This window comes from Gemmiger sp. (assembly GCF_036306485.1).
Classification (GTDB): Bacteria; Bacillota; Clostridia; order Oscillospirales; family Ruminococcaceae; genus Gemmiger.
In genome coordinates this window covers 187,222-210,087 of record NZ_JAXJZK010000014.1, presented here as the reverse complement: position 1 = coordinate 210,087, position 22,866 = coordinate 187,222, and the positions used below count along the sequence as shown (strand labels likewise).

General features: G+C 59.8%; 21 protein-coding genes, 1 tRNA gene and 1 riboswitch. Of the genes, 9 read left to right on the top strand and 13 right to left on the bottom strand.

The window, feature by feature from the left end; genetic code table 11:
• Nucleotides 1–59: 59 nt before the first annotated feature.
• The 11 genes from U0L91_RS02655 to U0L91_RS02605 form a co-directional block, all read right to left on the bottom strand.
• Nucleotides 60–878 carry a class B sortase gene (locus tag U0L91_RS02655; protein WP_330044656.1) on the bottom strand — a complete coding sequence of 273 codons (819 nt, stop codon included), beginning with the start codon at nt 876–878 and terminating at the stop codon, nt 60–62.
• Nucleotides 868–2,790, bottom strand: coding sequence for an MSCRAMM family protein (locus U0L91_RS02650; protein ID WP_330044654.1), 1,923 nt, complete (start codon nt 2,788–2,790; stop codon nt 868–870). The genes U0L91_RS02655 and U0L91_RS02650 overlap by 11 nt, the downstream gene beginning before the upstream one ends.
• A 340-nt stretch (nt 2,791–3,130) precedes the next feature.
• Entirely contained in the window at nt 3,131–3,559 is a 429-nt protein-coding gene (locus U0L91_RS02645) for a hypothetical protein (protein ID WP_330044652.1), read from the bottom strand.
• A 58-nt stretch (nt 3,560–3,617) separates the two neighbouring features.
• Nucleotides 3,618–3,701, bottom strand: a tRNA-Leu gene (locus U0L91_RS02640).
• A gap of 52 nt (nt 3,702–3,753) precedes the next feature.
• Complete coding sequence (locus U0L91_RS02635) at nt 3,754–4,308, bottom strand: Fe-S-containing hydro-lyase (RefSeq protein WP_330044651.1); 555 nt, start codon at nt 4,306–4,308, stop codon at nt 3,754–3,756.
• Between the two features lie 3 nt (nt 4,309–4,311).
• Nucleotides 4,312–4,530, bottom strand: a complete 219-nt coding sequence (locus U0L91_RS02630; RefSeq protein ID WP_330044649.1) for a hypothetical protein — start codon at nt 4,528–4,530, stop codon at nt 4,312–4,314.
• Between the two features lie 20 nt (nt 4,531–4,550).
• The gene (locus tag U0L91_RS02625; RefSeq protein ID WP_330044647.1) at nt 4,551–5,402 is read right to left on the bottom strand and encodes a fumarate hydratase; all 852 of its coding nucleotides are present in this window, start codon (nt 5,400–5,402) and stop codon (nt 4,551–4,553) included.
• Nucleotides 5,399–6,574 (bottom strand): NAD(P)-dependent malic enzyme, encoded by a 1,176-nt coding sequence (locus tag U0L91_RS02620; RefSeq protein ID WP_330044645.1) that lies wholly within the window; start codon nt 6,572–6,574, stop codon nt 5,399–5,401. Before U0L91_RS02620 ends, U0L91_RS02625 begins: the two co-directional genes overlap by 4 nt.
• Nucleotides 6,575–6,633: 59 nt before the next feature.
• Entirely contained in the window at nt 6,634–7,824 is a 1,191-nt protein-coding gene (locus U0L91_RS02615; protein ID WP_330044643.1) for a cation diffusion facilitator family transporter, read from the bottom strand.
• A 140-nt stretch (nt 7,825–7,964) separates the two neighbouring features.
• Nucleotides 7,965–9,257, bottom strand: a complete 1,293-nt coding sequence (locus U0L91_RS02610; protein ID WP_330044642.1) for an adenylosuccinate synthase — start codon at nt 9,255–9,257, stop codon at nt 7,965–7,967.
• A gap of 154 nt (nt 9,258–9,411) precedes the next feature.
• Entirely contained in the window at nt 9,412–9,615 is a 204-nt protein-coding gene (locus U0L91_RS02605; RefSeq protein ID WP_330044639.1) for a DUF896 domain-containing protein, read from the bottom strand.
• Nucleotides 9,616–9,753: 138 nt separating this feature from the next.
• Between U0L91_RS02605 and U0L91_RS02600 the strand changes: the two genes are divergently transcribed.
• From U0L91_RS02600 to U0L91_RS02590, 3 genes are all read left to right on the top strand, one after another.
• Nucleotides 9,754–10,926: a trigger factor gene (locus U0L91_RS02600; protein ID WP_330044638.1), complete on the top strand. Its 1,173-nt coding sequence runs from the start codon at nt 9,754–9,756 to the stop codon at nt 10,924–10,926.
• Between the two features lie 128 nt (nt 10,927–11,054).
• Nucleotides 11,055–11,339: an autorepressor SdpR family transcription factor gene (locus tag U0L91_RS02595; RefSeq protein WP_330044636.1), complete on the top strand. Its 285-nt coding sequence runs from the start codon at nt 11,055–11,057 to the stop codon at nt 11,337–11,339.
• On the top strand, nt 11,329–11,991 hold the full coding sequence (locus U0L91_RS02590) for an SdpI family protein (protein ID WP_330044635.1): 663 nt from the start codon (nt 11,329–11,331) through the stop codon (nt 11,989–11,991). The genes U0L91_RS02595 and U0L91_RS02590 overlap by 11 nt, the downstream gene beginning before the upstream one ends.
• A gap of 56 nt (nt 11,992–12,047) precedes the next feature.
• Here the strand turns inward: U0L91_RS02590 and clpB are convergent, their stop codons facing one another.
• On the bottom strand, nt 12,048–14,657 hold the full coding sequence (gene clpB, locus U0L91_RS02585) for an ATP-dependent chaperone ClpB (RefSeq protein ID WP_330044634.1): 2,610 nt from the start codon (nt 14,655–14,657) through the stop codon (nt 12,048–12,050).
• Between the two features lie 412 nt (nt 14,658–15,069).
• Between clpB and U0L91_RS02580 the strand changes: the two genes are divergently transcribed.
• From U0L91_RS02580 to U0L91_RS02565, 4 genes are all read left to right on the top strand, one after another.
• Nucleotides 15,070–16,359: an O-acetylhomoserine aminocarboxypropyltransferase/cysteine synthase family protein gene (locus U0L91_RS02580; protein WP_330044633.1), complete on the top strand. Its 1,290-nt coding sequence runs from the start codon at nt 15,070–15,072 to the stop codon at nt 16,357–16,359.
• Nucleotides 16,360–16,375: 16 nt separating this feature from the next.
• Entirely contained in the window at nt 16,376–17,317 is a 942-nt protein-coding gene (gene metA, locus U0L91_RS02575; RefSeq protein WP_330044631.1) for a homoserine O-acetyltransferase MetA, read from the top strand.
• A gap of 9 nt (nt 17,318–17,326) precedes the next feature.
• On the top strand, nt 17,327–18,121 hold the full coding sequence (locus U0L91_RS02570; protein WP_330044630.1) for a glycosyltransferase family 2 protein: 795 nt from the start codon (nt 17,327–17,329) through the stop codon (nt 18,119–18,121).
• A 41-nt stretch (nt 18,122–18,162) separates the two neighbouring features.
• A riboswitch (ZMP/ZTP riboswitch) is annotated at nt 18,163–18,252 on the top strand.
• Between the two features lie 55 nt (nt 18,253–18,307).
• Nucleotides 18,308–19,975, top strand: coding sequence for a formate--tetrahydrofolate ligase (locus U0L91_RS02565; protein ID WP_330044628.1), 1,668 nt, complete (start codon nt 18,308–18,310; stop codon nt 19,973–19,975).
• 89 nt (nt 19,976–20,064) lie between these two features.
• Here U0L91_RS02565 and U0L91_RS02560 read toward each other — a convergent pair whose 3' ends face one another.
• On the bottom strand, nt 20,065–20,568 hold the full coding sequence (locus U0L91_RS02560) for a transporter (RefSeq protein ID WP_330044626.1): 504 nt from the start codon (nt 20,566–20,568) through the stop codon (nt 20,065–20,067).
• A 243-nt stretch (nt 20,569–20,811) separates the two neighbouring features.
• On the opposite strand from U0L91_RS02560, the gene U0L91_RS02555 reads away from it, so the two are divergent.
• Entirely contained in the window at nt 20,812–22,167 is a 1,356-nt protein-coding gene (locus U0L91_RS02555) for a TrkH family potassium uptake protein (RefSeq protein WP_330044624.1), read from the top strand.
• Between the two features lie 25 nt (nt 22,168–22,192).
• On the top strand, nt 22,193–22,837 hold the full coding sequence (locus tag U0L91_RS02550; protein ID WP_330044622.1) for a potassium channel family protein: 645 nt from the start codon (nt 22,193–22,195) through the stop codon (nt 22,835–22,837).
• Nucleotides 22,838–22,866 lie beyond the last annotated feature (29 nt).

Sequence of the window (22,866 nt, the reverse complement as noted above, 5' to 3'; positions counted from 1 at the left end):
TCAGAAAAAGGACGGCTGCCGCCGGGAGCAATCCCGGACGGCAGCCGTCCTTTTGCATTTCAGGGAAGCGGCGTCATCACCGCATGGACCACGAACCGCTGATTGTTGGAAGCGTAGCTGGACCGGCAGGTGGAGAGTGTCAGCACCCGGCTGTCCGGCTGAAGCTCGGTTCCGGTATCGTAGAAGGAGAGGTTTTTCAGGTCCTCGAGAAAGGCCTGATAGTCCTCCCCTGGCTGGAAATCCAGCCGGTAGCAGTCATCGGTCGCCAGCGCCTCATGGGCGGAGAATACCGTACAGAGGAAATCCCCGTCCGGCGTGTAGAGCGTGAAGGTGGGATTCTGGGCACAGAAGTCCGCATCCCGGTAACGGTCCAGGCTGCCGAACATCGACCCGTCATGGATGTTGTGGCCATGAATGACATGGCAGAGCCCTTCCGCCCAGCTGCCTTCGTCCCAGGAGGGACGGATCAGGCTGCCGCTGTTGCTGTACTCGCCGTCAAAGTTGCGGCGCAGGTAGTAGGTACTGTCCTCGCTCTGCATGACCGGCAGGGACAGGTCCAGGCCAGGCATTTCCAGCCAGGCCGAAGTGTCGGGGTTCCGGGCCTGCAGGGCGGCAAAATCCAGTCGGGAAAGCATACCGCTTTCCGGCGTGGCCTGCACCCAGCTGAGCTGTTCCCGCAGTGTATCATATTCCTGCGCACTGCGGCGGTAACCCTGCCATTGCCAGGCGAAGAGGATCAGGAAGATCACGGCTGCTCCGAAGAGCGGGGCTGCCAGAAAAACCGGGTGCCCCGTACGTTCAGGCCGGCGCGGTGCTTCGTGGTAGTATTTCCGGTTGGCGCGGTAGGTCTCGATTCTGCGCGGTTGCTTATTCGTCATCGAAACCTCCGATCGGCGGTTCATCCCCCGCTCCGCTCTGTTTATGACGGCGGCCCGCGGCGATAACGGCAATGCCGCCGCCCAGGCAGATCACTGCCAGCGCCAGGAAAATCCACATGATCGGGCTGTCCCCGGTGGGGAGCGACGGACCGCCCGGCGTGAAGGGGGTCGGGCTGGGGCCGTTGCCGGGAATCGACGGCGTGGAGGTCGGCGGCGTGGGCGTTACGGAAGGCGGGGTCGGCGTGGGCGTCGGATAGTCCGTCATCGAGACGAGGTGATATCCGCAGTCGGGGATGGTGCCGTCCCCGTTGAAGATGAAGGTCACGTCCGCGGCGGTCTGATACCCCGTCGGGGGCGTTTCCTCATGCAGAACGTAGGTATGGCCGGCTACCAGGACTTCACCGGTATTGCCGGCGTAGACGATCTTCTCCGGTTCGGTGCCGGAAGTCCAGCGATGGACCAGTTTGCCGGTGTTCTGATCGGTCAGGGTCAGGACTGCGCCGGGCAGGCAGTTGCCGCTGGGGTCCACCTTGGCCAGCTTGACTTCCAGCTGTTTGTCGATGACGGTCAGGACGCCATTGTCAAGCGAGCCGTTCTGGGAGGTCATCTTGATGGAGCCGTCCGTGCCCACCGTGAAGGTGATGTCCAGCGACATGGCATAGCCCGCCGGGGCCACCGTCTCGCGCAGCAGGTAGTCGCCGGGCAGCACCTCGGTTTCGTGCTGGGTGTCCGAACTGGTCCAGCGCTCGATCTCGGTCGTGCTGCCGTCCGAGCCGACACTGAACAGAACCAGCGTGGCGCCGGGCAGTTCGTCGGTGCCGGTCGCGGCCTTCTTGCTGATCTTGAGCGGAATGCTGTGCGTGTTGGTGAAGGTGTAGGTCTTGCCGTCATCGCTGACCGTCATGTTGGAGACATAGTCATCCAGGCCGGTCATATCCTCGCTCAGGACACAGTTGGTCATATCCTGACGGATATCAAAGTAGACGGTTTCATCCCCGTAGATGGTACGGGTTGCCGTGCACTGCTGGCCGTTCTTGGTATAGGTCAGCACAATCTTGGCCGGTCCGTGGTCCGAGGTGGTGACCCAGGTCTTTTTGACCGAGATCCGTCCGTAGGTGCTGATGTTGCCGGTATAGTTCTGGCCCACATCCTGGGAGACGACGGTGTCCACGACCCAGTCGGTTTTCTGGCCGAAGAAGTTGCTGATCACCGGGATCTTGATCTGATCGAGGGTCCGGGACATGGTGGCCGTCAGCGTGAAGTAGCCGGAAGTGGCGTAGACATCATTGCCGATGCCGCCGGGGAAGTACACATAGAGATACCGGTTGTTCTCGCCGCCCTGGTAGAAGGAGACCTTCCCGTCGGTGTATTCAATGTTGTAGCTTCCGGGGCAGGAATCCAGCAGCCAGCCAATGTCCATCCGCAGATAGCTGCTCCCGCGGGAGGTGTTTTCCTTCATCAGGCTGGAGTCATCCAGGATGCCCTGCGAACCGGCGGCCACCGTGGTGCCGTCCAGCATCGTCGTGCCGTGGGTATAGGTCACATAGGTGGAGTTGGCCGTATCCAGAAGCGTCGGGTCGTTGGGATCATACGCACGGCCCTGCAGATTGAACAAGAAATTGAAGGAGAGAGTGTCCCCCACCTTCAGGGTCAGCGGATGACCTTCCTGCTTCATCTGGGTCAGCTGATCCAACGTATAGTCATTGCCGTTGGCCGTCACGGTAACCCGCTGAACATAGTTCATCAGATCGACACAGCCGTTGGCCGATGCATCATAGTTGGGATAGTAATACGAGTTGTTCTCCGCCTTGGCTGCGGTTGCCGCAAGCAGCATGCAAAGGAACAACAACATCACAAACCAGAGCCGCCGCAATCGGCCCTGCACTTCCCCCATCACATTCAATTTGATCATCCTCCGAGTCGTCATGCGGCATTCAGCCGCCCCCTATTCCTAGTAGACACATTTTAGCATATTGTTTTTCCAGTTTCAACCTGATTTTCCTTATTTTGACAGAAAATGTATTTTTTCTACCGTCGTCCGGCACTTCGTTTACAATTTATCAATTCTTTTTCGTGTATTCGCGTATTTTTAAGGCTGCAAAAATTCCGAGTGCGTGAATATAGTATACATTTCCATGTTTTGAAAAACAAAAAAATCCCGGCCGACGGCCGGGAATCCGGGATTCAAAAACAGGCCGGGCAACGGCAGAAAAACGTCTGTTGTCCGGCTCAGATACCTTTTCAGGAACGATTCAGGATCGGGTTTTGCGGGCGGCAGTCTGCCAGCTGTACAGCAGGAGCATCAGGGCACCGCCCGTGAGCGCATAGGCTGCCGCCCAGATCCCCTCCCCCGCGAAGAGCAGGAAAGCGAAAAGCATCAGAAGGAAGGTCACTGCAAGGAATCCCACCTGCCCCGGGCTCTGTCGGTCCGGGCTCAACGCCTCCAGGACCGGAATCCGACAGGTCCCGGCGATGGTTCTGCCGGACAGCAATGTGGCAAGGTTGAGAATCAGCAGCACAACAGCAGCCATCATCCAGAGAACCGGGACGAAGAGCAGACCCGCCTGATTGTCCGCCCCGGCAGCGCCATGCTGCATGGCGCGGAAGGACGCAAAACAGAACAGGCCGCCGTTGAGAAGGGAGAGCAGGCACATGGCCCGCCAGAAGTGCATCTTTTTCATGGGAGTGCCTCCACCGGGATAACAAAAAAGCCGCAGGCGAAGCGACACCTGCGGCAGATGGTGCGGATAACAGGACTTGAACCTGCACGTCGTGGACACTGGACCCTAAAACCAGCGCGTCTGCCAATTCCGCCATATCCGCTCAGAACAGATACAGTGTAACAGGCAGGAACGGTTTTGTCAATGCGCGTCCGTCACAGGCTGGCCAGGTAGGCAGCCGGGCCGGATTCGTACAAATCGCCGCCGTGCGCGTCCAGCAGAACGGTCAGCGGCATACGGTCCACCTCCAGGCGGCGGACTGCCTCACAGCCAAGGTCCGGCCAGGCAATGATCTCACAGCTGCGGATGCTGCGCGCCATCAGGGCGCCGGCTCCGCCGATCGCCGCCAGGTAGACGGCACCGTTGCGGACCACCGCCTGTTTGACGGCCTCGCTGCGTTTGCCTTTGCCGATCATGCAGGCCAGGCCCAGGTCCAGCAGACGCGGCGTATACCGGTCCATCCGGCCCGAGGTCGTGGGGCCGGCCGCGCCGATGGCACAGCCGGGACGTTCCGGGGTGGGGCCGACATAGTAGACGGCGGCGCCCTTGAGATCGAAGGGCAACGGGTCTCCGCGGTCGAGAGCCTCCGACATTCTGGCATGGGCGGCATCCCGCGCCGTATAGACGGTCCCGCTCAGCAGCACGGTGTCACCGGCGCGAAGAGGCGCCAGCGTTTCCCGGGTAAGCGGTGTTTTCAGCTCATATTGCATACTTCATTCTCCCTGTCTTGCCCGGCGGTGCATCTCTTTGACTTCCGCGTGGTGGCGGTTGACAATCTCCAGCTCGGTATCCAAAATCCGGCCTGCACCCAGGTTGGGACGATGGGCCGGCGCATGATCCAGCGGGATGTCAATGCGGGAGTTTCTGCGGTCGGAGGGGGTGGTCTTTCCTACCCCATCCAGCGAAATATCAATGTTCGGATGTTCGGCCACAGCAGCGTTCCTTCCTTTCCTCACAATTCCGCGCTGGCACGGCGGGTCACATGGCAGCTCATATTGACGGCCACCGGCAGGCAGGCCACATGGGTCGGCATCTGCTCGATGCTCACCCCCAGGCAGGTCGTTCTGCCGCCAAAGCCCTGGGGACCGAAGCCCGTCGCGTTGATGGCTTCGAGCAGTTCCCGTTCCAAGGCCGCATAGTAGGGGTCCGCATTGGGGCAGTCCAGCGGGCGAAGCAGCGCCCGTTTGGCCAGTGCCGCACACTGGTCAAAGCTGCCGCCGATGCCGATGCCCAGCACAATGGGCGGGCAGGGATTGGCGCCCGCCTGGCGGACCGTTTCCATCACAAAGTCCTTGACGCCCTGCACGCCGTCGGCCGGTTTGAGCATGGCCAGACGGCTCATGTTCTCACTGCCGGCGCCCTTGGGAACCACCGTGATCCGGCAGCCGCTGCCAGGTACCAGATGCACCGTCAGGAATGCCGGGGTATTGTCGCCGGTATTGACGCGGCGGAGCGGATCGGCCGTGACGGATTTGCGCAGGTACGCTTTTTCATAGCCGCGGCGCACTCCCTCGTTGACAGCCTCTTCCAGGCTGCCGCTGAGGTGCACATCCTGGCCCAGTTCGACAAAGACGCAGGCCATGCCGGTATCCTGACAGATGGGAAGTGACTGGTCCCGGGCGGCACAGAGGTTTTCCTGCAGAAGACCCAGCGTCTGCCGGGCCAGCGGCCAGGGTTCGGATGCCTCGGCAGCATCCAGCGCCGCCTTCACATCGTCGGGCAGCCGGGTATTGGCACGGATGCAGAGTTCTTCCACCGTCTGCACAATGCGGTCGGTGTCCAGTTCACGGATGGCTGTACTCATACCCGGGCCGCTCCGCTTTCCCGCGCGGCTTGCGCCACGGCGTCGGCCACAGCCTGCGCCACACGCGGGTCAAAGGCTTTGGGCAGAATGTTTTCCTCATTGAGTTCCTCGTCGGAGATCAGACCGGCAATCGCATAGGCGGCCGCCATCTTCATGCGGGGGTTGATGTCCCGCGCCCGGACCGACAAAGCGCCCTTGAAGATGCCGGGGAAGGCCAGCACATTGTTGACCTGATTGGGGAAATCGCTGCGTCCGGTACCGATCACCCGGACACCGGCCGCCTTGGCGGCATCGGGCAGGATCTCGGGGTTGGGGTTGGCCATCGCAAAAACGATGGCATCGGGCGCCATCGTGGCGGCCATCTCCGGCGTGAGGGCACCGGCCACCGACGTGCCGATGAAGATATCCGCGCCGCGGATGGCATCGGCCAGGCCGCCGGTACGGTGTTCGGGGTTGGTCACCGAGGCCAGCCATTCCTTGTGATCGGCCAGGCCGGCGGGACGGCCCGGATAGAGAATCCCGTGCTCGTCCACCGCGATGATGTTGCGTGCGCCCGCTGTCTGGAGCATCTTGATGATGGCGGTTCCGGCGGCGCCGGGGCCGTTCTGGACGATGCGGACATCCTCCAGTTTCTTGCCCACCACTTTGAGGGCGTTGAGGATGCCGGCCAGCACAATGATGGCCGTACCGTGCTGATCGTCGTGGAACACCGGAATATCCAGGTCCCGTTCCAGCTCCGCCTCAATGTCAAAGCATTCGGGGCTGCGGATATCCTCCAGGTTGATGCCGCCGAAGGTCGGCGCGATGGCCTTGACTGCCGCCACTACCTCTTCCCGGGTGGCGGCGTTGAGGCAGATGGGGAACGCATCGACGCCGCCGAATTCCTTGAAGAGCACACATTTGCCCTCCATGACAGGCAGGCCGGCTTCGGGGCCGATGTTGCCAAGGCCCAGCACCGCCGTGCCGTTGGTCACCACCGCCACCGTGCGGCCCTTGAGGGTATAGCGGTAAACGTCATCGGGGTTTGCCTTGATCCGGCGGCAGGGTTCGGCCACGCCGGGGGTGTAGGCCGTGGACAGGGCGTCCTTGTCGCGGACCTCGACCAGGCTGTTCACCGTCAGTTTGCCGTGATGCTTTTCGTGCATTTCCAATGCGGCTGCGTTATAATCCATCCTTTTCGCGCTCCTTTATGATCAGATTCGGGGGCTGCGGCGTTGTGCCGCGCGTAAGTTCACTTGGTTTTTGCGTAGATCGGTTCCAGCTGGATCACACAGAAGTGATCCTTCCAGCGGTCGGCGACGGCGTTGCGCAGCTCGACCACCAGTTTGTTGGCGCGGTGATCCTTGGCGGCCAGCATATCGGCGGGAACCGCACAGTCAAAGATCACGTTGGTATGCGTGGGACCCGGCACAATGCGCAGGTCATGGATATCGGCATCGGGCGCCAGGGTGGCCAGCTTTTCCTTCAGGAACTGGCGGAGCTCCTGGATATGGGGATCATCCACCACCACAGGGTCAAAATGAATCGTCACCAGAAGATGGTCATGGACCTGGAAGTCCCGCTCGATGGAGTCAATCAGGTCATGGCTGGCCATCACGTCGCTGTTGGCGGGCATCTCGATATGGAAGCTCACCAGCTTGTTGCCGGGGCCGTAGTCGTGGATCATCAGATCGTGGATGCCGAGAACGCCGGGATAGGAGGTTGCCTTCTTCTCAATGTAGTCGATGAGTTCCGGGTCCGGCGCCGCGCCCAGGATCGGGCTGATGGTATCGCGCACCAGGCCGATACCGCTCCACAGGATGAACACCGCCACGGCCAGGCCCATCACGCCATCGATCCGGTCCACGCCGCTGAAATAGGTGGCGATGGAGGCGATGAGGACCGCAGACGTCGAGACAACATCGTTGCGGGCATCGGCTGCGGTGGCGATCAGCGTTTCGGAGTGGATGCGGTTGCCGATCTTGCGGTTGAAAACGCTCATCCAGAGTTTGACCGCAATGCAGGCCAGCAGCACGACCACGGTCAGCAGGCTGAAGGTGACGGGCGTCGGATGCAGGACCTTGAGGAAGCTCTCCTTGAAGAGTTCCACGCCGATGACCAGAATCATCACCGAGACCGCCAGGCCGGCAATGTACTCGTACCGGGCATGGCCGTAAGGATGCTCATCATCGGCGGGTTTGGCGCCCAGGCGGAAGCCCACCAGGCTGACCACATTGGAGCTGGCATCCGAAAGGTTGTTCATGGCGTCCGCCGTGATGGCGACACTTCCGAAGATCGTACCTACAATGAATTTGCCTGCAAACAGCATCAAGTTGCAGAAGATGCAGACAAAGCATGCCAGGTTGCCGTAGGCGGTATGGACCGCGCGATCGGCAATATTGTCCGGATGTTTGATAAAGAGTTTTACAAGGAGTTCTGTCAAAAAAAGGTCTTCCCTTCCCCTACTGGTCTGTGTTCGGATTTTGTGTTTTATAAAAGTGGCGGACCCGGGGGTCCGCCACTTGGTGTTAGGCTGACGGTGTTGCCGGGGAACTGCCCGGTCGCACATTCATGGTATGCGGATCAGTCGCGGACGATGCAGGCATCCCGCTCGGGACCGACCGAAATGTATTTGATCTTGCAGCCGACGGCCTTCTCGATGTACTCGACATAGTCACGGGCGGCCTGGGGCAGCGCATCGTAGCTGCGCACGCCGCTGATGTCGCAGTGCCAGCCGGGCAGCTTGACGACAACCGGCTGGGCGTCGTCCAGCATCTTGCCGGAGGGGAAGCGGTCGGTGACGGTGCCGTCGGGCAGACGGTACTGCGCAACCACCGGGATTTCCTCCATATAGTCCAGCACGTCGAGCAGGGTCAGGGCCAGCTCATCGCAGCCCTGGCAGCGCACGCCGTAGCGGGAAGCGACGGCATCGAACGGACCGACACGGCGCGGACGGCCCGTCGCGGCACCGTACTCATGGCCGGATTCCCGCAGCTGATGCTTTTCTTCCTCGGTCATGGCAAGCTCGGCCGTGAAGGGGCCTTCGCCGACACAGGAGGAATACGCCTTCATGATGCCGACGGACAGATCCAGCTTGCGGCCCGGAATGCCCGCACCGATGGGCGCATAGGCGCCGATGGTGTTGGAGGAAGAGGTGTAGGGGTAGATGCCGTAGTCGATGTCGCGCAGCGCACCGAGCTGGGCTTCAAACATGATCTTCTTGCCGGCGTCGGCTGCATCGGACAGGTAGTCGCCCACATCGCAGATGAAGGGGGCAAACTCTTCCTGATAATGCTTGCACCAGTTCCACATATCCTCGACGCTGACCGGCTTCTCGCCATAGATGTTGACCATCGTCAGGTTCTTGGATTCCACGATGGTCTCCAGGCGCTTGCGGACGCTCTCGTCCAGATGGACCAGGTCACCCATGCGCAGCGTCTTCTTCATGAACTTGTCGCCGTAGGTGTAGGCGATGCCGCGCTTGGTGGAACCAAACTGGGCACCGGTCTTGGAAAGGCGCGCTTCCTCCAGGCCGTCCTGCTCTACATGGAACGGCATCGTGATGGTTGCGCGGTCAGAGATCTTGAGGTTGTCCGGCGTGATGACAATGCCCTTCTCACGCAGGGAAGCGATTTCGGTTTCGAGATGTTCGGGGTCGATGACCATGCCGCCGCCCATGACGCAGACGACTTCGGGACGCAGGATGCCGGACGGGATCAGGTTCAGCACGAACTTGCCCCGCTCGTTCTTGACGGTGTGTCCGGCGTTGTCGCCGCCCTGATAGCGGGCCACGATGTCATAATCGCGGCTGAGCAGGTCCACCATGCGGCCTTTACCCTCGTCGCCCCAGTTGATTCCGGTGATTGCAGTAAGCATAACGATTACCTCTTTCTGGTAATTTAAGTACAGCCTTTTCCGTTCGGTCCCGCGGACGGAACCGATTTATTGTAGCCGGGATTCGCCGCCGATGATATTATAGCAGATACCGCCGAAAAATCCAACCCTAAATTTCAGGTTTCCGGCCGGTGATTCAGCTGCGGTTGAGCAGCTTGTGGCGGGTGCCGTCCGGCTCCACCACCGTGGTGTGTTCCAGCTGGTTGATCAGCGAGGCCCGGACATCCGCCAGGTATTCCTTGCGCAGGGCTTCCCGCTCGGCCAGCTCCGCCTCGGTCAGGCCGGAGGTCTTGGCTTTGTGGGCCAGCTCGTTGATGCGCTGGATCTTTGCTCGTTCCATTCGGAATTCTCCTTCCTATCACAATCTGAGTCCAGTATAGCAGATCCGGCCGCTTTTGAAAACTCGCCTCTGTACAATTTTGAAAAAAGTTGTATAATGGGAGTGTATGTATCAAAAAACACGACAGGAGAAAAACCCATGAAACGTACACTTTTGTTCCGTTCCGCGGCCGGCATGCTGGCCATTGGCATGGCGCTGGGTCTGACCGCCTGCGGCAAGACCGCCACTTCCGACAGCTCTTCCTCCGCCTCTTCCGACGCCACGACCTCGGATGCTTCCACTGCCGAGGCTGCCTCTGACGCCTATGCCTATCTGGCGGATTTCTCGCTCAGTGATGCCTTCGACGAAAACGGCTATCTGAAAGGCGTGACGGCGGCCGATTACGTCACGCTGCCCGATCTGTCCACCCTGACGCTCTCCGATGAAGCCAACACGGTGAGCGAGGACGACGTGAACAGCTACATTTCCGACAACATTCTGGCCAACTTCGCCACCTCCAACCAGGTGACCGACCGCGCCGCCGTGGACGGCGACACCGTCAACATCGACTACGCCGGCACCATCGACGGTGTGGCGTTCGACGGCGGCACCGCCACCGGTTACGATCTGACGCTCGGCAGCGGCACCTTCATTGACGGCTTCGAGGAGCAGATCGTCGGCCACACCCCCGGTGAGACCTTCGATGTCAATGTCACCTTCCCCGAGGATTACCAGGCGTCCGACCTGGCCGGCAAGGATGCGGTGTTCTCCACGACGCTGAACTACATCACCGAGACCGTCACCCCCGACCTGACCGACGAGTGGGTTGCCAGCAACCTGAACGATTCCATGGGCCTGGACAGCGTGAATGCGCTGAACACCTATGTCAATGATCTGCTGCTGTTCGATCAGCAGGCCAACGAGCTGTACGGCGAGCTGGTGGACACCGCCGAGGTCAAGGACGGTCTGCCCGAGGATGTGGACAAGTTCTTTACCGATTATTATCTGTACCAGCCCTACATGTACAGCCAGATGTACGGCTCCACCGTGGAGGATTTCCTGGTGCAGAGCGGCTTTGCCAGCGTGGACGATTATCTGGAGCAGGTTGCCTCCCAGAAGCAGTCCATGATCAACCAGATCCTGATTCTGCAGGCGCTTGCCGAGCAGTCCGGCAAGGTGTGCGACACCGACACGATGAACGCCGAGTTTGAGCGCTACTTCGGCACCGCCGACACCAGCAGCTACATCCAGAACTACGGCGAGAACTACCTGAAGATGAACATTCTGCACGACCTGGTCATGCAGGACCTGATCGCAACCGCCAACGCCTGACCGGCGCACCAAAAAGGTTTCTGCCACCCGTTCGCTGCCCCCTTGACAGGGTTCCGGGCGGGTGGTATACTTGGGGCAGATATTTAGAAGTTTATCTAAATATCTCATTATGAAAGGAGGAACACGGTATGATCGGTGACGCCTTCAAGGCACTGGGAGACCCGACACGGCGCAGGATTCTGGAGCTGCTGAGCGGCGGCGAGATGACGGCCGGAGAGATTGCCGACCATTTTGATATGGCCAAGCCTTCGGTCAGCCATCATCTGAGCATCCTGAAAAATGCCGGGCTTGTCCGGGACGAGCGGCGCGGGCAGAACATCGTGTACTGTCTGAACATGACGGTGTTCCAGGAAGTGATGAAGTGGTTTTACGATTTCGGGTTCGTCAAAGGAGAGAGTCAAGATGAAAACTAAACTGTTCTGGATTCTGGGCGGCCTGTGTGTCGTCAATTTTGCAGCGCATCTGTGCTGTTATCCCCTCCTGCCCCAGACCATTCCGACCCACTGGAACGCCGCCGGCGTTGTGGACGGCTGGGGGCCCAAATACATGGCACTGGTTCTGGCGGCACTGCCGGCACTTCTGCTGGTGCTGCTCCGCGTTGTGCCGATGATCGACCCCAAAAGCGAGAACTACGGACGGTTTGCCGTGATCTATCAAGGGTTCACGGTAGGGATCACGCTCTTTATGGTTCTGATGACCTGGCTGACCGAGCTCTGGGTGTTCGGGTTCCTGCCCGACGGCAGCAGCCTGATCGGGATTCTGGTCAGCGGCGGCATCGGAGTGCTGTTCATCCTGCTGGGCAACTATATGCCGCGCATCCGGCAGAATTATTCCTTCGGATGCCGGACGCCCTGGGCCCTGGCGGATGAACACAACTGGAACCGCACTCAGCGGATGGGCGGCATCGTTTTTGTGGTGCTCGGCGTCTTTCTGCTCCTGCTGGGACTGTTTTCCACCTGGCTGGGCAGCACGCTCACCTTCGGTCTGCTGATGGGCAGCATCATCGGTGGTTCGCTCTGGATTTATCTGTATTCCTTCCTGGTCTTCAAGGGCCTGATGAAATGAAAAAAGCCCCTTCGGGCACCGCACAAAATGCGGCCCGAAGGGGCTTTGTTAACGGATCAGCGCAGGACAAGCCGGCCGTTGTCGGCATCGACGGTCAGGGTATCCCCTGCCGCATGGGTGCCGGCGATGATTTCCTTGGCGATCATCGTCTCGACATTGGCCTGGATATACCGCTTGAGCGGACGGGCACCGTAGATCGGGTCGTAGCCGTCATTGACGATCACGGCCTTGGCGGCGTCGGTGATGACCAGGTTGAGCTGCTTATCCGCCAGACGGCGGCGCAGGTCAGCCAGCATCAGATCGACAATGCTGCCGATCTCCTCCTTGGTCAGGCTCTTGTAGTAGACAATGTCATCCAGACGGTTGAGGAACTCGGGACGGAACTGGCGCTTGAGCAGCGCATCAATGCGGCTGCGCGCGTCGTCGGAGATCACGTTGCTGCCCTTGGCACGGCTGGCTTCGAGGTCTTCCAGAATGATGTCCGAACCCAGGTTGGAGGTCAGGATGATGATGGTGTTCTTGAAGTCCACCGTGCGGCCCTGGCTGTCGGTGATGCGTCCGTCGTCCAGCACCTGAAGCAGGATGTTGAAGACATCGGGATGCGCCTTTTCGACCTCATCGAAGAGCACGACGCTGTACGGATGGCGGCGGACCGCCTCGGTCAGCTGGCCGCCCTCCTCGTAACCCACATATCCCGGAGGGGCACCGATCAGACGACTGACGCTGAATTTTTCCATATATTCCGTCATATCAATCCGGACCATGTTCTTCTCATCATCGAACAGGGCCTGTGCCAGCGCTTTGGCCAGCTCGGTCTTGCCGACGCCGGTGGGGCCGAGGAACAGGAAGCTGCCGATGGGACGGTTCGGGTTGGCAATGCCGGCACGGGAACGCAGGATGGCGTCCGAGACCTTCTGCACCGCTTCGTCCTGGCCGATCACCCGCTGATGCAGAACGTCGGGCAGGCGGAGCAGTTTTTCACGCTCGCCCTCCACGAGTTTCTCCACCGGGATGCCGGTCCAGCGCGCCACAATGCGGCTGATCTCCTCCGCGGTCACACGGTCACGCAGCAGGCTCTGCTCCTTGCGCTCGGCCGCGATCTTCTCCTCCGCTTCGAGGCTGCGCTGCAGCTGCGGCAGTTTGCCGTACTGCAGTTCGCCGGCGCGGGCATAGTCGCCGTTGCGGGTCGCCTTTTCGATCTCGGCCTTGGTGGATTCCACCTCGGCACGCAGACTCTGGACCTTGTTGATGGCGTTCTTCTCGTTCTCCCACTGCGCCTTCTTGGAGTTGAAGGAATCCCGCAGTTCGGCCATCTCTTTCTCCAGCGCGGCAAGGCGCTCCTTGGACAGCTGGTCGGTCTCCTTCTGCAGCGAGGCTTCCTCAATCTGCAGCTGCGTGATCTTATGGTTCAGGTCATCCAGTTCGGCGGGCATGGAATCCAGCTCGGTCTTGACCATGGCGCAGGCTTCATCCACCAGGTCGATGGCCTTGTCGGGCAGGAAACGGTCGGTGATATACCGGTCAGACAGGGTGGCAGCGGCAATTAGCGCGCCATCCTGGATCTTGACGCCGTGATACACCTCATAGCGCTCTTTCAGACCGCGGAGAATCGAAATGGTATCCTCCACGGTGGGTTCCTGCACCATGACCGGCTGGAAACGACGTTCCAGGGCAGGGTCTTTCTCGATATATTCACGGTACTCATCCAGCGTGGTTGCACCGATGCAGTGCAGCTCACCGCGGGCCAGCATGGGCTTGAGGATGTTGCCGGCGTCCATGGCGCCGTCCGTCTTGCCCGCACCGACGATGGTGTGCAGCTCATCGATGAAGAGGATGATCTTGCCTTCACTCTTCTTGACTTCGTTCAGAACCGACTTGAGGCGTTCCTCAAACTCGCCGCGGTATTTGGCACCCGCGACCAGAGCGCCCATATCCAGACTGAACACCGTGCGGTCCTTGAGGTTTTCCGGCACGTCGCCGCGGACAATCCGCTGCGCCAGGCCTTCGGCGATGGCCGTCTTGCCGACGCCGGCTTCACCGATCAGCACGGGGTTGTTCTTGCGTTTCCGGGACAGAATCCGGATAACGTTGCGGATCTCGGTGTCACGTCCGATGACCGGGTCCAGCTTGTTGGCACGGGCCGCCTCCACCAGGTCCTGCCCGTATTTCTTGAGGGCATCGTAGGTGGATTCGGGGTTATCGGTGGTCACGCGCTGGTTGCCGCGCACCGCCGAAAGCGCCTGCATGAATTTTTCCTTGGTGATGCTGAACTGCTTGAACAGTTCGCCGGCCACCCGGCCGGGGCGCTGCAGCATGCCCAGAAAAACATGCTCGACACTGATGTATTCGTCCTTCATCTGCTTGGCCTGGTTCTCGGCAGCGGAAAGCGCCTGATCCAGTTCATTGGAGATATACACCTTTTCGGGGTCACGGCCCGAACCGGTCACATGAGGCAGCTGGGCCACCTTTTCGGCGGCGGCGGTCTCAAACGTGCCGGGATTCACGTCCATTTTGGTGAGCAGCTGCGGAATCAGTCCGTCCTGCTGCTGGGTCAGCGCCACGAGCAGATGCTCCTGCTCCAGGGCCTGATTGGAATATTCAATGGCCAGACGCTGGGCGCTTTGCAGCGCTTCCAGCGTTTTTTGTGTAAATTGATTGGTATTCATATCGCAAACCTCCTTGCATGGGCAACGATAACGGTATATTAGCAAACGGAACCATATGAGTGCCATTCCCGCCCGGCGGCTTGCAGCCTGATCGGCTTCAGGGCGTTTTGCGGGAATCGTTCTCTGAATTAGCACTCTCTGCTTCCGACTGCTAATATTGTAGCACATCCCTGCACTTTGTCAATGGGATAAAATGAAAAAAAATTGTGAACATCCGGAACCGCTCTTTGGTAGCGCCGCAGCAGCCAAACAGGCCGGCCGATGCGCATTTTCGCCCTTCTGCAAGAAATTCTCCATTTTTTGGCTGGATTATTTTTCCTTTTGACGCTTTGTACCCTTGATTTTACCTTACAAAAACTATACAATAAGAAGGTATCTATGCAGTATTCTTTCTGAGAGGAAGTTTCAAGCTATGGCAGATCAAAATCTGAGCATCAATACCTTGTGCGTGCAGGGCGGTTACACCCCGGGCAACGGCGAACCCCGCCAGATTCCCATCGTCCAGAGCACTACCTTTAAATATGACAGTTCCGATGAGATGGGCAAGCTGTTTGACCTGGAGGCCAGCGGCTATTTCTACTCCCGTCTGCAGAACCCCACCTGCGATGCCGTCGCGGCCAAGATCACCGAACTCGAGGGCGGCACGGCCGGCATGCTGACCAGCTCCGGTCAGGCAGCCAACTTCTTTGCGCTGTTCAACATCTGCAACGCCGGGGATCACATCGTCTCCTCCAGCTCGATCTACGGCGGTACCTTCAACCTGATCTCGGTCACGATGGCCAAGATGGGCATCTCGGTGACCTTTGTCTCCCCCGACTGCACCGAGGAAGAGCTCAACGCCGCGTTCCGCGACAACACCAAGGCCGTCTTCGGCGAGACCATCGCCAACCCGGCGCTGACCGTGCTGGACATTGAAAAATTTGCCCGCGCGGCCCATGCCCACGGTGTGCCGCTGATTGTGGACAACACCTTTGCCACGCCGATCAACTGCCGGCCTCTTTCCTGGGGTGCCGACATTGTGACCCATTCCACCACCAAGTACATGGACGGCCACGGCGGCTGCGTGGGCGGCGCCATTGTGGACGGCGGCAAGTTTGACTGGATGGCTCATGCCGACAAGTTCCCCGGCCTGACCACCCCCGACGACAGCTATCACGGCATCACCTATGCTGAGCGGTTCGGCAAGGAGGGTGCCTTCATCACCAAAGCCACCGCACAGCTGATGCGTGACTTCGGCTGCACCCAGAGCCCGATGAGTGCCTATATGCTCAACCTGGGCCTGGAGAGCCTGCATGTCCGGATGGCCCGTCATTGCGAGAACGGCCAGGCCGTGGCGGAATTTCTGGCTTCCCATCCCAAGATTTCCTATGTGAATTATTGCGGTTTGCCCGGCGACAAATACCACGAGATCGCCAAGAAGTACCTGCCCCACGGTTCCTGCGGTGTGGTCAGCTTCGGCGTCAAGGGCGGCCGCGATGCTGCCAAGGCCTTTATGGGCCATCTGAAGGTAGCGGCCATTGAGACCCATGTGGCCGATGCCCGCACCTGCTGCCTGCATCCCGCGAGTTCCACCCACCGCCAGATGAACGACGAGCAGCTGCTTGCCGCCGGTGTGCAGCCGGATCTGGTCCGGATGAGCTGCGGTCTGGAGGACAAGAACGACCTGATCAACGATATTGCTCAGGCCCTGGACCAGATCTGAGATCAGGAGCTTCGCTATGCCTCTTATCATTCCCAAAGAGCTGCCCGCGTATGAAGAGCTCTCCCGCGAGAACATCTTTGTCATGCACCGGCAGCGCGCCCAGAGCCAGCAGATCCGGCCGCTGCGCATCCTGATTCTCAATCTGATGCCGACCAAGATCGTCACCGAGACCCAGCTGGCCCGCCTGCTTGCCAACAGTCCGCTGCAGGTCATGCTGACCTTCTTGCAGACGGCGACCCATGATACCACCCATACGCCGCAGGAACACATGAAGGCGTTTTACAAGACCTTTGATCAGATCCGCAACGAACGGTTTGACGGAATGATCATCACCGGTGCGCCCATTGAGGACCTGGACTACGAGGATGTGGACTACTGGCCCGAGCTGTGCCGGATCATGGATTACAGCAAGGAAAACGTCTACTCGACGATCCATCTGTGCTGGGGTGCCCTGGCCGGACTGTATTACCACTTCGGCGTGCGGAAGGTGCATCTGCCCAGCAAGATGTTCGGCGTGTTTGAGCACCGGGTCGTCCGCCCTTCCAACCCGCTGGTTCGCGGCTTTGATGAAGTATTCTATGCGCCGCACAGCCGCTGGGCAGGTCTGAACCGCGCCGACATCGACGCCCATCCCGAGCTGCGGATGCTGGCCGAAAGCGATGTTGCCGGTCCGATGCTGCTTTCCACCGAGTCGGGACGCCAGATCTTTGTGATCGGTCATCCCGAATACGACAAGTATACGCTGGATGCCGAATATCGCCGCGATCTGCAGGCCGGCAAGGAGATTCACGTTCCGGTGAACTATTACCCGGACGATGATCCCAGCCGTGACCCGCTGTTCCGCTGGCGTGCCCACGGGCACCTGCTGTACACCAACTGGCTGAATTACTATGTCTATCAGAATACCCCGTATGATCTCGGGGATCTGAAAGCCGTGGTTGACCCGCTGCGCGGGTAAGGAGTTTTTATGGCAAAGATCAGTGCCTGCATTGTGTCATACTGTGATTACGAAGAAGTATGTGCCGCTGTGCGCAGTGTGCTGGCTCACACGCCGGGGCCGGATTTTTCGCTGTATGTCGTGGACAATGCCAGTCCTGACCAGTGCGGGGAGCGCCTGGCCCGGACGGATTTTTCGGACAGCCGTGTCACGGTGATCTGTCTGCCGCAGAATGTCGGGTTCGGCAAGGGACACAATACCGTGCTGGACCGGCTGGACAGTGACGTACATTTTATTCTCAATCCCGATGTCGTGATTGACGATACCATTCTGCCGGCCATGTCTGACTGGCTGCTGCGCCATCCCGATGTGGCGATGGCAACGCCCCAGCTGTTTTTCCCGGACGGCCGCATCCAGCACCTGCCGCGCCGCAAGCCCCAGATTCTGGCCATGGCCGTGCGTCAGTTCCCGAAACTTGTCAAGAATGTGGGATTCTGCCGCCGTCTGAACGCCCATTACACGATGCAGGACGAGGATCTGAGCATCCCGCAGCCCATCGAGTTCTGCACGGGCAGTTTCATGGCTGTGCGCACCGATGTGTTCAAGAAGGTGGGCGGATTTGATCCCGACTACTTCATGTATGTGGAGGATGCCGATCTGACCCAGCGCGTCCTGCAGGAGGGCAAGGTGTATCTGCTGCCGCAGTTCCATGCCACCCATGCCTGGCACCGTGACCCGGTCCGGGACCGCAAGAAGTTCTGGATGCAGATGGAGAGCATGTTCCGCTTCTGCCGCAAGTGGGGATTCCGCCATTTCGTGCTGTGAAAAGACTTGACAAATCCCCCGCTGCTGTGCTACTGTAATATCGTAAAGCTGCTGACTGACGGAATATGGTGGGTACAACCACCGGGGATGCAGCTCGTTATGCATGAAAGTCGACCGTCTGGGCTGCATACACCGTTGTCGCGGTGTATGCAGCCCTTTTTTGTTTGACCGAAAGGAGCCCTTTGTATGCTGAGTGATATTGAAATCGCACAGGCTGCCAAGATGCAGCCCATCACCGAGATTGCCGCCAAGGTCGGACTGACCGCGGATGACATTATCCCCTACGGCAAATACAAGGCCAAGATCGACCACAAGCTGATCCACAGCGACCGCCCGGACGGCAAGCTGATTCTGGTCACGGCGATCAGCCCCACGCCGGCCGGCGAGGGCAAAACCACCACCAGTGTGGGTCTGGCCGATGCGATGAACGCGCTGGGCAAGCGCACGATGCTCTGCCTGCGGGAGCCCTCCCTGGGTCCCGTGTTCGGCATCAAGGGCGGCGCGGCCGGCGGCGGTTACGCCCAGGTCGTTCCGATGGAGGACATCAACCTGCATTTCACCGGTGACCTGCACGCCATCGGCACTGCGAACAACCTGCTCGCTGCGATGATCGACAACTCCATCCAGCAGGGCAATCCGCTGAACATTGATCCCCGGCGCATCACCTGGAAGCGCTGCATGGATATGAATGACCGTCAGCTGCGCTTCATTGTGGACGGTCTGGGCGGCAAGGTCAACGGCACCCCCCGTGAGGACGGCTTTGACATCACGGTTGCCAGCGAAATCATGGCGATCTTCTGCCTGGCCACCGACCTGAAGGATCTGAAAGATCGGCTTTCCCGCATTGTCTGCGCCTACACCTACGACGGCAAGCCCGTCACAGCCGGCGAGATCGGCGCCGCGGGTGCCATGACCGCGCTGCTCAAGGATGCCATCGACCCGAACCTGGTCCAGACGCTGGAAAACAATCCGGCCATCATCCACGGCGGCCCGTTCGCCAACATTGCCCACGGCTGCAACAGCGTGACCGCCACCAAGCTGAGCCTGAAGCTGGCGGACTACGTTGTGACCGAAGCCGGATTCGGTGCCGATCTGGGTGCCGAGAAGTTCCTGGACATCAAGTGCCGCATGGCGGACCTGCATCCTTCCGCGGTGGTGCTGGTTGCCACGGTCCGCGCTCTCAAGTCGCACGGCGGCGTGGCCAAGGCGGATCTGTCCAAGCCGAACGCCGAGGCAGTCCGCCGCGGTGCTGCCAACCTGGAACGCCACATTGCCAACATCAAGGATCAGTTCGGCCTGCCGGTCTGTGTGGCGATCAACGCCTTCCCCACCGACACGCCGGAGGAGATGGCCGTCATCTCGGAGGTCTGCGAGTCGGCCGGTGTGAAGTGCGCCCTGTCTGAGGTATTTGCCAAAGGCGGCGAGGGTGGCAAGGCCCTGGCCGAGACCGTTCTCTCCATCCTGCCGGAGGAACCCAAACCCATCCGCTTCACCTACGATCTGGATGCTTCGCTGACGGAAAAGATCGAGGCCATTGCGAAGAAGATCTACCGCGCCGATGGCGTGGCGTACTCGGCCGCTGCCAAGAAGACGCTGGCCGAGCTGACCGATCTGGGATACGGCAACCTGCCGGTCTGCATCGCCAAGACCCAGTATTCCTTCAGCGACGATGCCAAGCTGATCGGTGCCCCCACCGGCTTCGAGATGAATGTGCGGGAAGTCCGGCTGTCTGCCGGTGCCGGCTTTGTGGTGGTCATCTGCGGCAACATCATGACGATGCCCGGTCTGCCCAAGCATCCGGCCGCCATGGACATCGACTGCGATGCCAACGGCCGCATCACCGGACTGTTCTGAGAGAAATTACAAAGGCAAGAGGCGCTTTCCCCGGCCGTAAAAAGCCGAGAGGAAAGCGCCTCTTTGGATTTCTTTCTGATCTACCGGGTTCAGTCGTCGGCCGTGCAGGTCTCCTCCTGGTTCGGTTCCAGGTCCGGGGCGGGCTTGCCGCCGGGCATCGTGGCACCGAAGGAAGGGACAAAGAAAAACTTCCGCACAATAAAGATCAGGGCAATGGCCGCCACACTGAGCAGGTTTTCCAGCGCGCTGTCATGACCGACGATCATATGCCGGGCGATGGCGTACAAAAGCACTTCGAGGCTGCTGCCCGGGCTGTGCTTGGCAAGCATCTTGATGAACTCGATGCCGATGACCACATCGAGCGCCCGTTCCAGAAAGGTGCGCACATCCACCTCGTTGCCGTCCACCATCAGGCCGGGCATCCACTGGATCAGCGGTACAACGCAGAAGATCAGCCCCACCAGGACCAGGATGGCAAGCAGCACTTCGAGCAGGCTGGCGACCTCCGCCACCTGATCCCGGAACGCATGCTTGACGCGCTCTTCCTGGCGGCGCAGTCCGGCACGGCTCAGGCGTCTTGAATTGTTCTCCATGCAGTCTTCCCCCTTTGGATGGTTCCGTTGCCATTATACCAGAAAACCGTTCCGCGCGCCCGACAAAATTGAAAGATTTTCTTTAGTCATTCTGCCAAATGCTTCCGTTTTGCCATCGGGCACCGCATTTTCCGGCCATTGAAGGCGACTTTTGTCGCAGCGGCTTTATTTTTTGGAGAGAATGTGCTACAATAGCCCCGTACTGCTTTCCAACAATTCCAATCAATTCAGGAGGAATCGGATTTGATAGCAACACAGACCGAACGGCTCCGTCGTTTCACCCCTGCACAGGTGATCGTGGTGGGCTTTATGGTTATGATCTTTGCGGGCACACTCCTGCTGATGCTGCCGTTTTCCAGCCGCACCCGGAGCGTAACGCCCTTCCTGGATGCCCTTTTCACCGCCACCTCCGCATCCTGCGTGACCGGCCTGGTCGTCTACGACACCTGGACCCACTGGTCACTGTTCGGGCAGTTTGTCATTCTGATGCTGATCCAGATCGGCGGCATGGGTTTTGTGGCCGTCGCCGTTGCCATCAACATCCTGCGCGGCACCAAAATCGGACTGCGGCAGCGGTATCTGATGCAGGAAACTTCCGGCCTGCCCCAGATGGCGGGCATCCTGCGGGCCACCGGCAAGATCTTTTTGTATACGGCCCTCTTTGAAGGGTTCGGCGCCGTCCTGCTGGCCACCCGGTTTGTGCCGGAATACGGCATCGCCAGGGGCATCTGGTATGGCATTTTCCACAGCATCTCGGCGTTCTGCAACGCCGGCTTTGACCTGATGGGCCACGGCGGCCCCTTCTCTTCGCTGACGCACTGGGTCGGCGATCCCGTCGTCAACCTGACCATCTGCTTTCTGATCATTGTGGGCGGCCTGGGCTTTTCGGTCTGGCTGGATCTGCAGGAACACCACCGCCATCTGCGCCGCTGCCGGCTGCAGACCAAGCTGGTGCTCTCCACCACGGCTTTCCTGCTGGTGGTCCCCTTCCTGTTCTTCTTCCTGTACGAATTTCGTCTGCCCCAGTGGGGAGACTATACGCTGGGGGAGCGTTTCCTGGCGTCCATCTTCCAGTCCGTCACGCCTCGTACCGCCGGTTTCAACACGATGAACTACAGTCTGTTCAGTGACACCGGTCTGATGCTGACCATCTTTTTGATGCTGATCGGCGGCTCGCCCGGATCGACGGCCGGCGGCGTCAAGACGACCACCCTGGCGGTTTTCTATCTCTCGGTGCGCAGTGCGCTGCGCCGCCGTCAGGACACCGAGGCCTTCGGGCGCCGACTCAGCCACGATGTGCTGAGCCGGGCAACGGTGCTGATTTTTGCCTATCTGGTACTGTTCCTCTGCGGTGCGGCTGCCGTGAGCATCCTGGACGGTGTTCCGCTGTCCGCCGCGCTGTTTGAGACCAGCAGTGCCATCGCCACGGTCGGCCTGACGGTGGGCATCACGCCTACTCTGTCAGCGCCCTCGCTGGTCATTCTGATTTTTCTGATGTATTTTGGCCGTGTGGGTGGTCTGACGATGATCTACGCCCTGGCCGACCCCCACAACCGGGTTCCCGGACGCAAACCGCTCGAACCGGTGATGGTAGGCTGACATAGAGCCGGAAAGGAACAAGTATATGAAATCCATTCTTTTGATCGGTCTGGGCCGTTTCGGCCATTACATGGCGATGAAGCTGCAGGAGCTGGGTCATGATGTTCTGGCCGTCGACAGCAGCGAGGAAAAAGTCAATGCCGCGCTGCCCTTCGTGACGGATGCCCAGATCGGCAATGCGGCCGATGAGTCCTTTATCCGGACACTGGGAGTCCGCAACTTCGATCTCTGTGTTGTCGCCATCGGCGAAGATTTTGAGAGCAGCCTGGAGGCGACGGCCCTGCTGAAGGACAACGGTGCCGCCTTTGTGCTGTCCCGTGCCGCAACCGACCTGCATGCCCGTCTGCTGCTGCGCAACGGCGCGGACCAGATCATCTATCCCGTCAAGCAGTCCGCCGACTATGCGGCTGTCCGCTACACCATCGGCCATGTGCTGGACTTCATGGTGCTGGGCGATGACTATTCCATCTGTGAAGTGCCCGTGCCCGAAGAGTGGGCCGGCAAAAGCATTGTGGAACTCCGCGTGCGGAGTCTGTACCATATCAACATTGCCGCCACCAAGGTGGACGGTCATATGTATCCGCTGCCCGCGCCGGAATATGTTTTCCAGGGCAACGAAACCCTGCTGATTATGGGACACAACAGCGACCTGAAGAATTTCATCCGCTGAGTCTGTCCCCACACGATACCGCGGAAAGG

Excerpts from the sequence above, each read along its gene's own strand:
- clpB (WP_330044634.1), bottom strand. The coding sequence starts at position 14,657 with ATGAATACCAATCAATTTACACAAAAAACGCTGGAAGCGCTGCAAAGC.
- U0L91_RS02645 (WP_330044652.1), bottom strand. The coding sequence starts at position 3,559 with ATGAAAAAGATGCACTTCTGGCGGGCCATGTGCCTGCTCTCCCTTCTC.
- U0L91_RS02650 (WP_330044654.1), bottom strand. The coding sequence starts at position 2,790 with ATGATCAAATTGAATGTGATGGGGGAAGTGCAGGGCCGATTGCGGCGG.
- U0L91_RS02610 (WP_330044642.1), bottom strand. The coding sequence starts at position 9,257 with ATGCTTACTGCAATCACCGGAATCAACTGGGGCGACGAGGGTAAAGGC.
- U0L91_RS02590 (WP_330044635.1), top strand. The coding sequence starts at position 11,329 with ATGAAAACTAAACTGTTCTGGATTCTGGGCGGCCTGTGTGTCGTCAAT.
- U0L91_RS02600 (WP_330044638.1), top strand. The coding sequence starts at position 9,754 with ATGAAACGTACACTTTTGTTCCGTTCCGCGGCCGGCATGCTGGCCATT.
- U0L91_RS02550 (WP_330044622.1), top strand. The coding sequence starts at position 22,193 with ATGAAATCCATTCTTTTGATCGGTCTGGGCCGTTTCGGCCATTACATG.
- U0L91_RS02620 (WP_330044645.1), bottom strand. The coding sequence starts at position 6,574 with ATGGATTATAACGCAGCCGCATTGGAAATGCACGAAAAGCATCACGGC.
- U0L91_RS02625 (WP_330044647.1), bottom strand. The coding sequence starts at position 5,402 with ATGAGTACAGCCATCCGTGAACTGGACACCGACCGCATTGTGCAGACG.
- U0L91_RS02635 (WP_330044651.1), bottom strand. The coding sequence starts at position 4,308 with ATGCAATATGAGCTGAAAACACCGCTTACCCGGGAAACGCTGGCGCCT.
- U0L91_RS02560 (WP_330044626.1), bottom strand. The coding sequence starts at position 20,568 with ATGGAGAACAATTCAAGACGCCTGAGCCGTGCCGGACTGCGCCGCCAG.
- U0L91_RS02580 (WP_330044633.1), top strand. The coding sequence starts at position 15,070 with ATGGCAGATCAAAATCTGAGCATCAATACCTTGTGCGTGCAGGGCGGT.
- U0L91_RS02570 (WP_330044630.1), top strand. The coding sequence starts at position 17,327 with ATGGCAAAGATCAGTGCCTGCATTGTGTCATACTGTGATTACGAAGAA.
- U0L91_RS02605 (WP_330044639.1), bottom strand. The coding sequence starts at position 9,615 with ATGGAACGAGCAAAGATCCAGCGCATCAACGAGCTGGCCCACAAAGCC.
- U0L91_RS02565 (WP_330044628.1), top strand. The coding sequence starts at position 18,308 with ATGCTGAGTGATATTGAAATCGCACAGGCTGCCAAGATGCAGCCCATC.
- U0L91_RS02655 (WP_330044656.1), bottom strand. The coding sequence starts at position 878 with ATGACGAATAAGCAACCGCGCAGAATCGAGACCTACCGCGCCAACCGG.
- U0L91_RS02595 (WP_330044636.1), top strand. The coding sequence starts at position 11,055 with ATGATCGGTGACGCCTTCAAGGCACTGGGAGACCCGACACGGCGCAGG.
- metA (WP_330044631.1), top strand. The coding sequence starts at position 16,376 with ATGCCTCTTATCATTCCCAAAGAGCTGCCCGCGTATGAAGAGCTCTCC.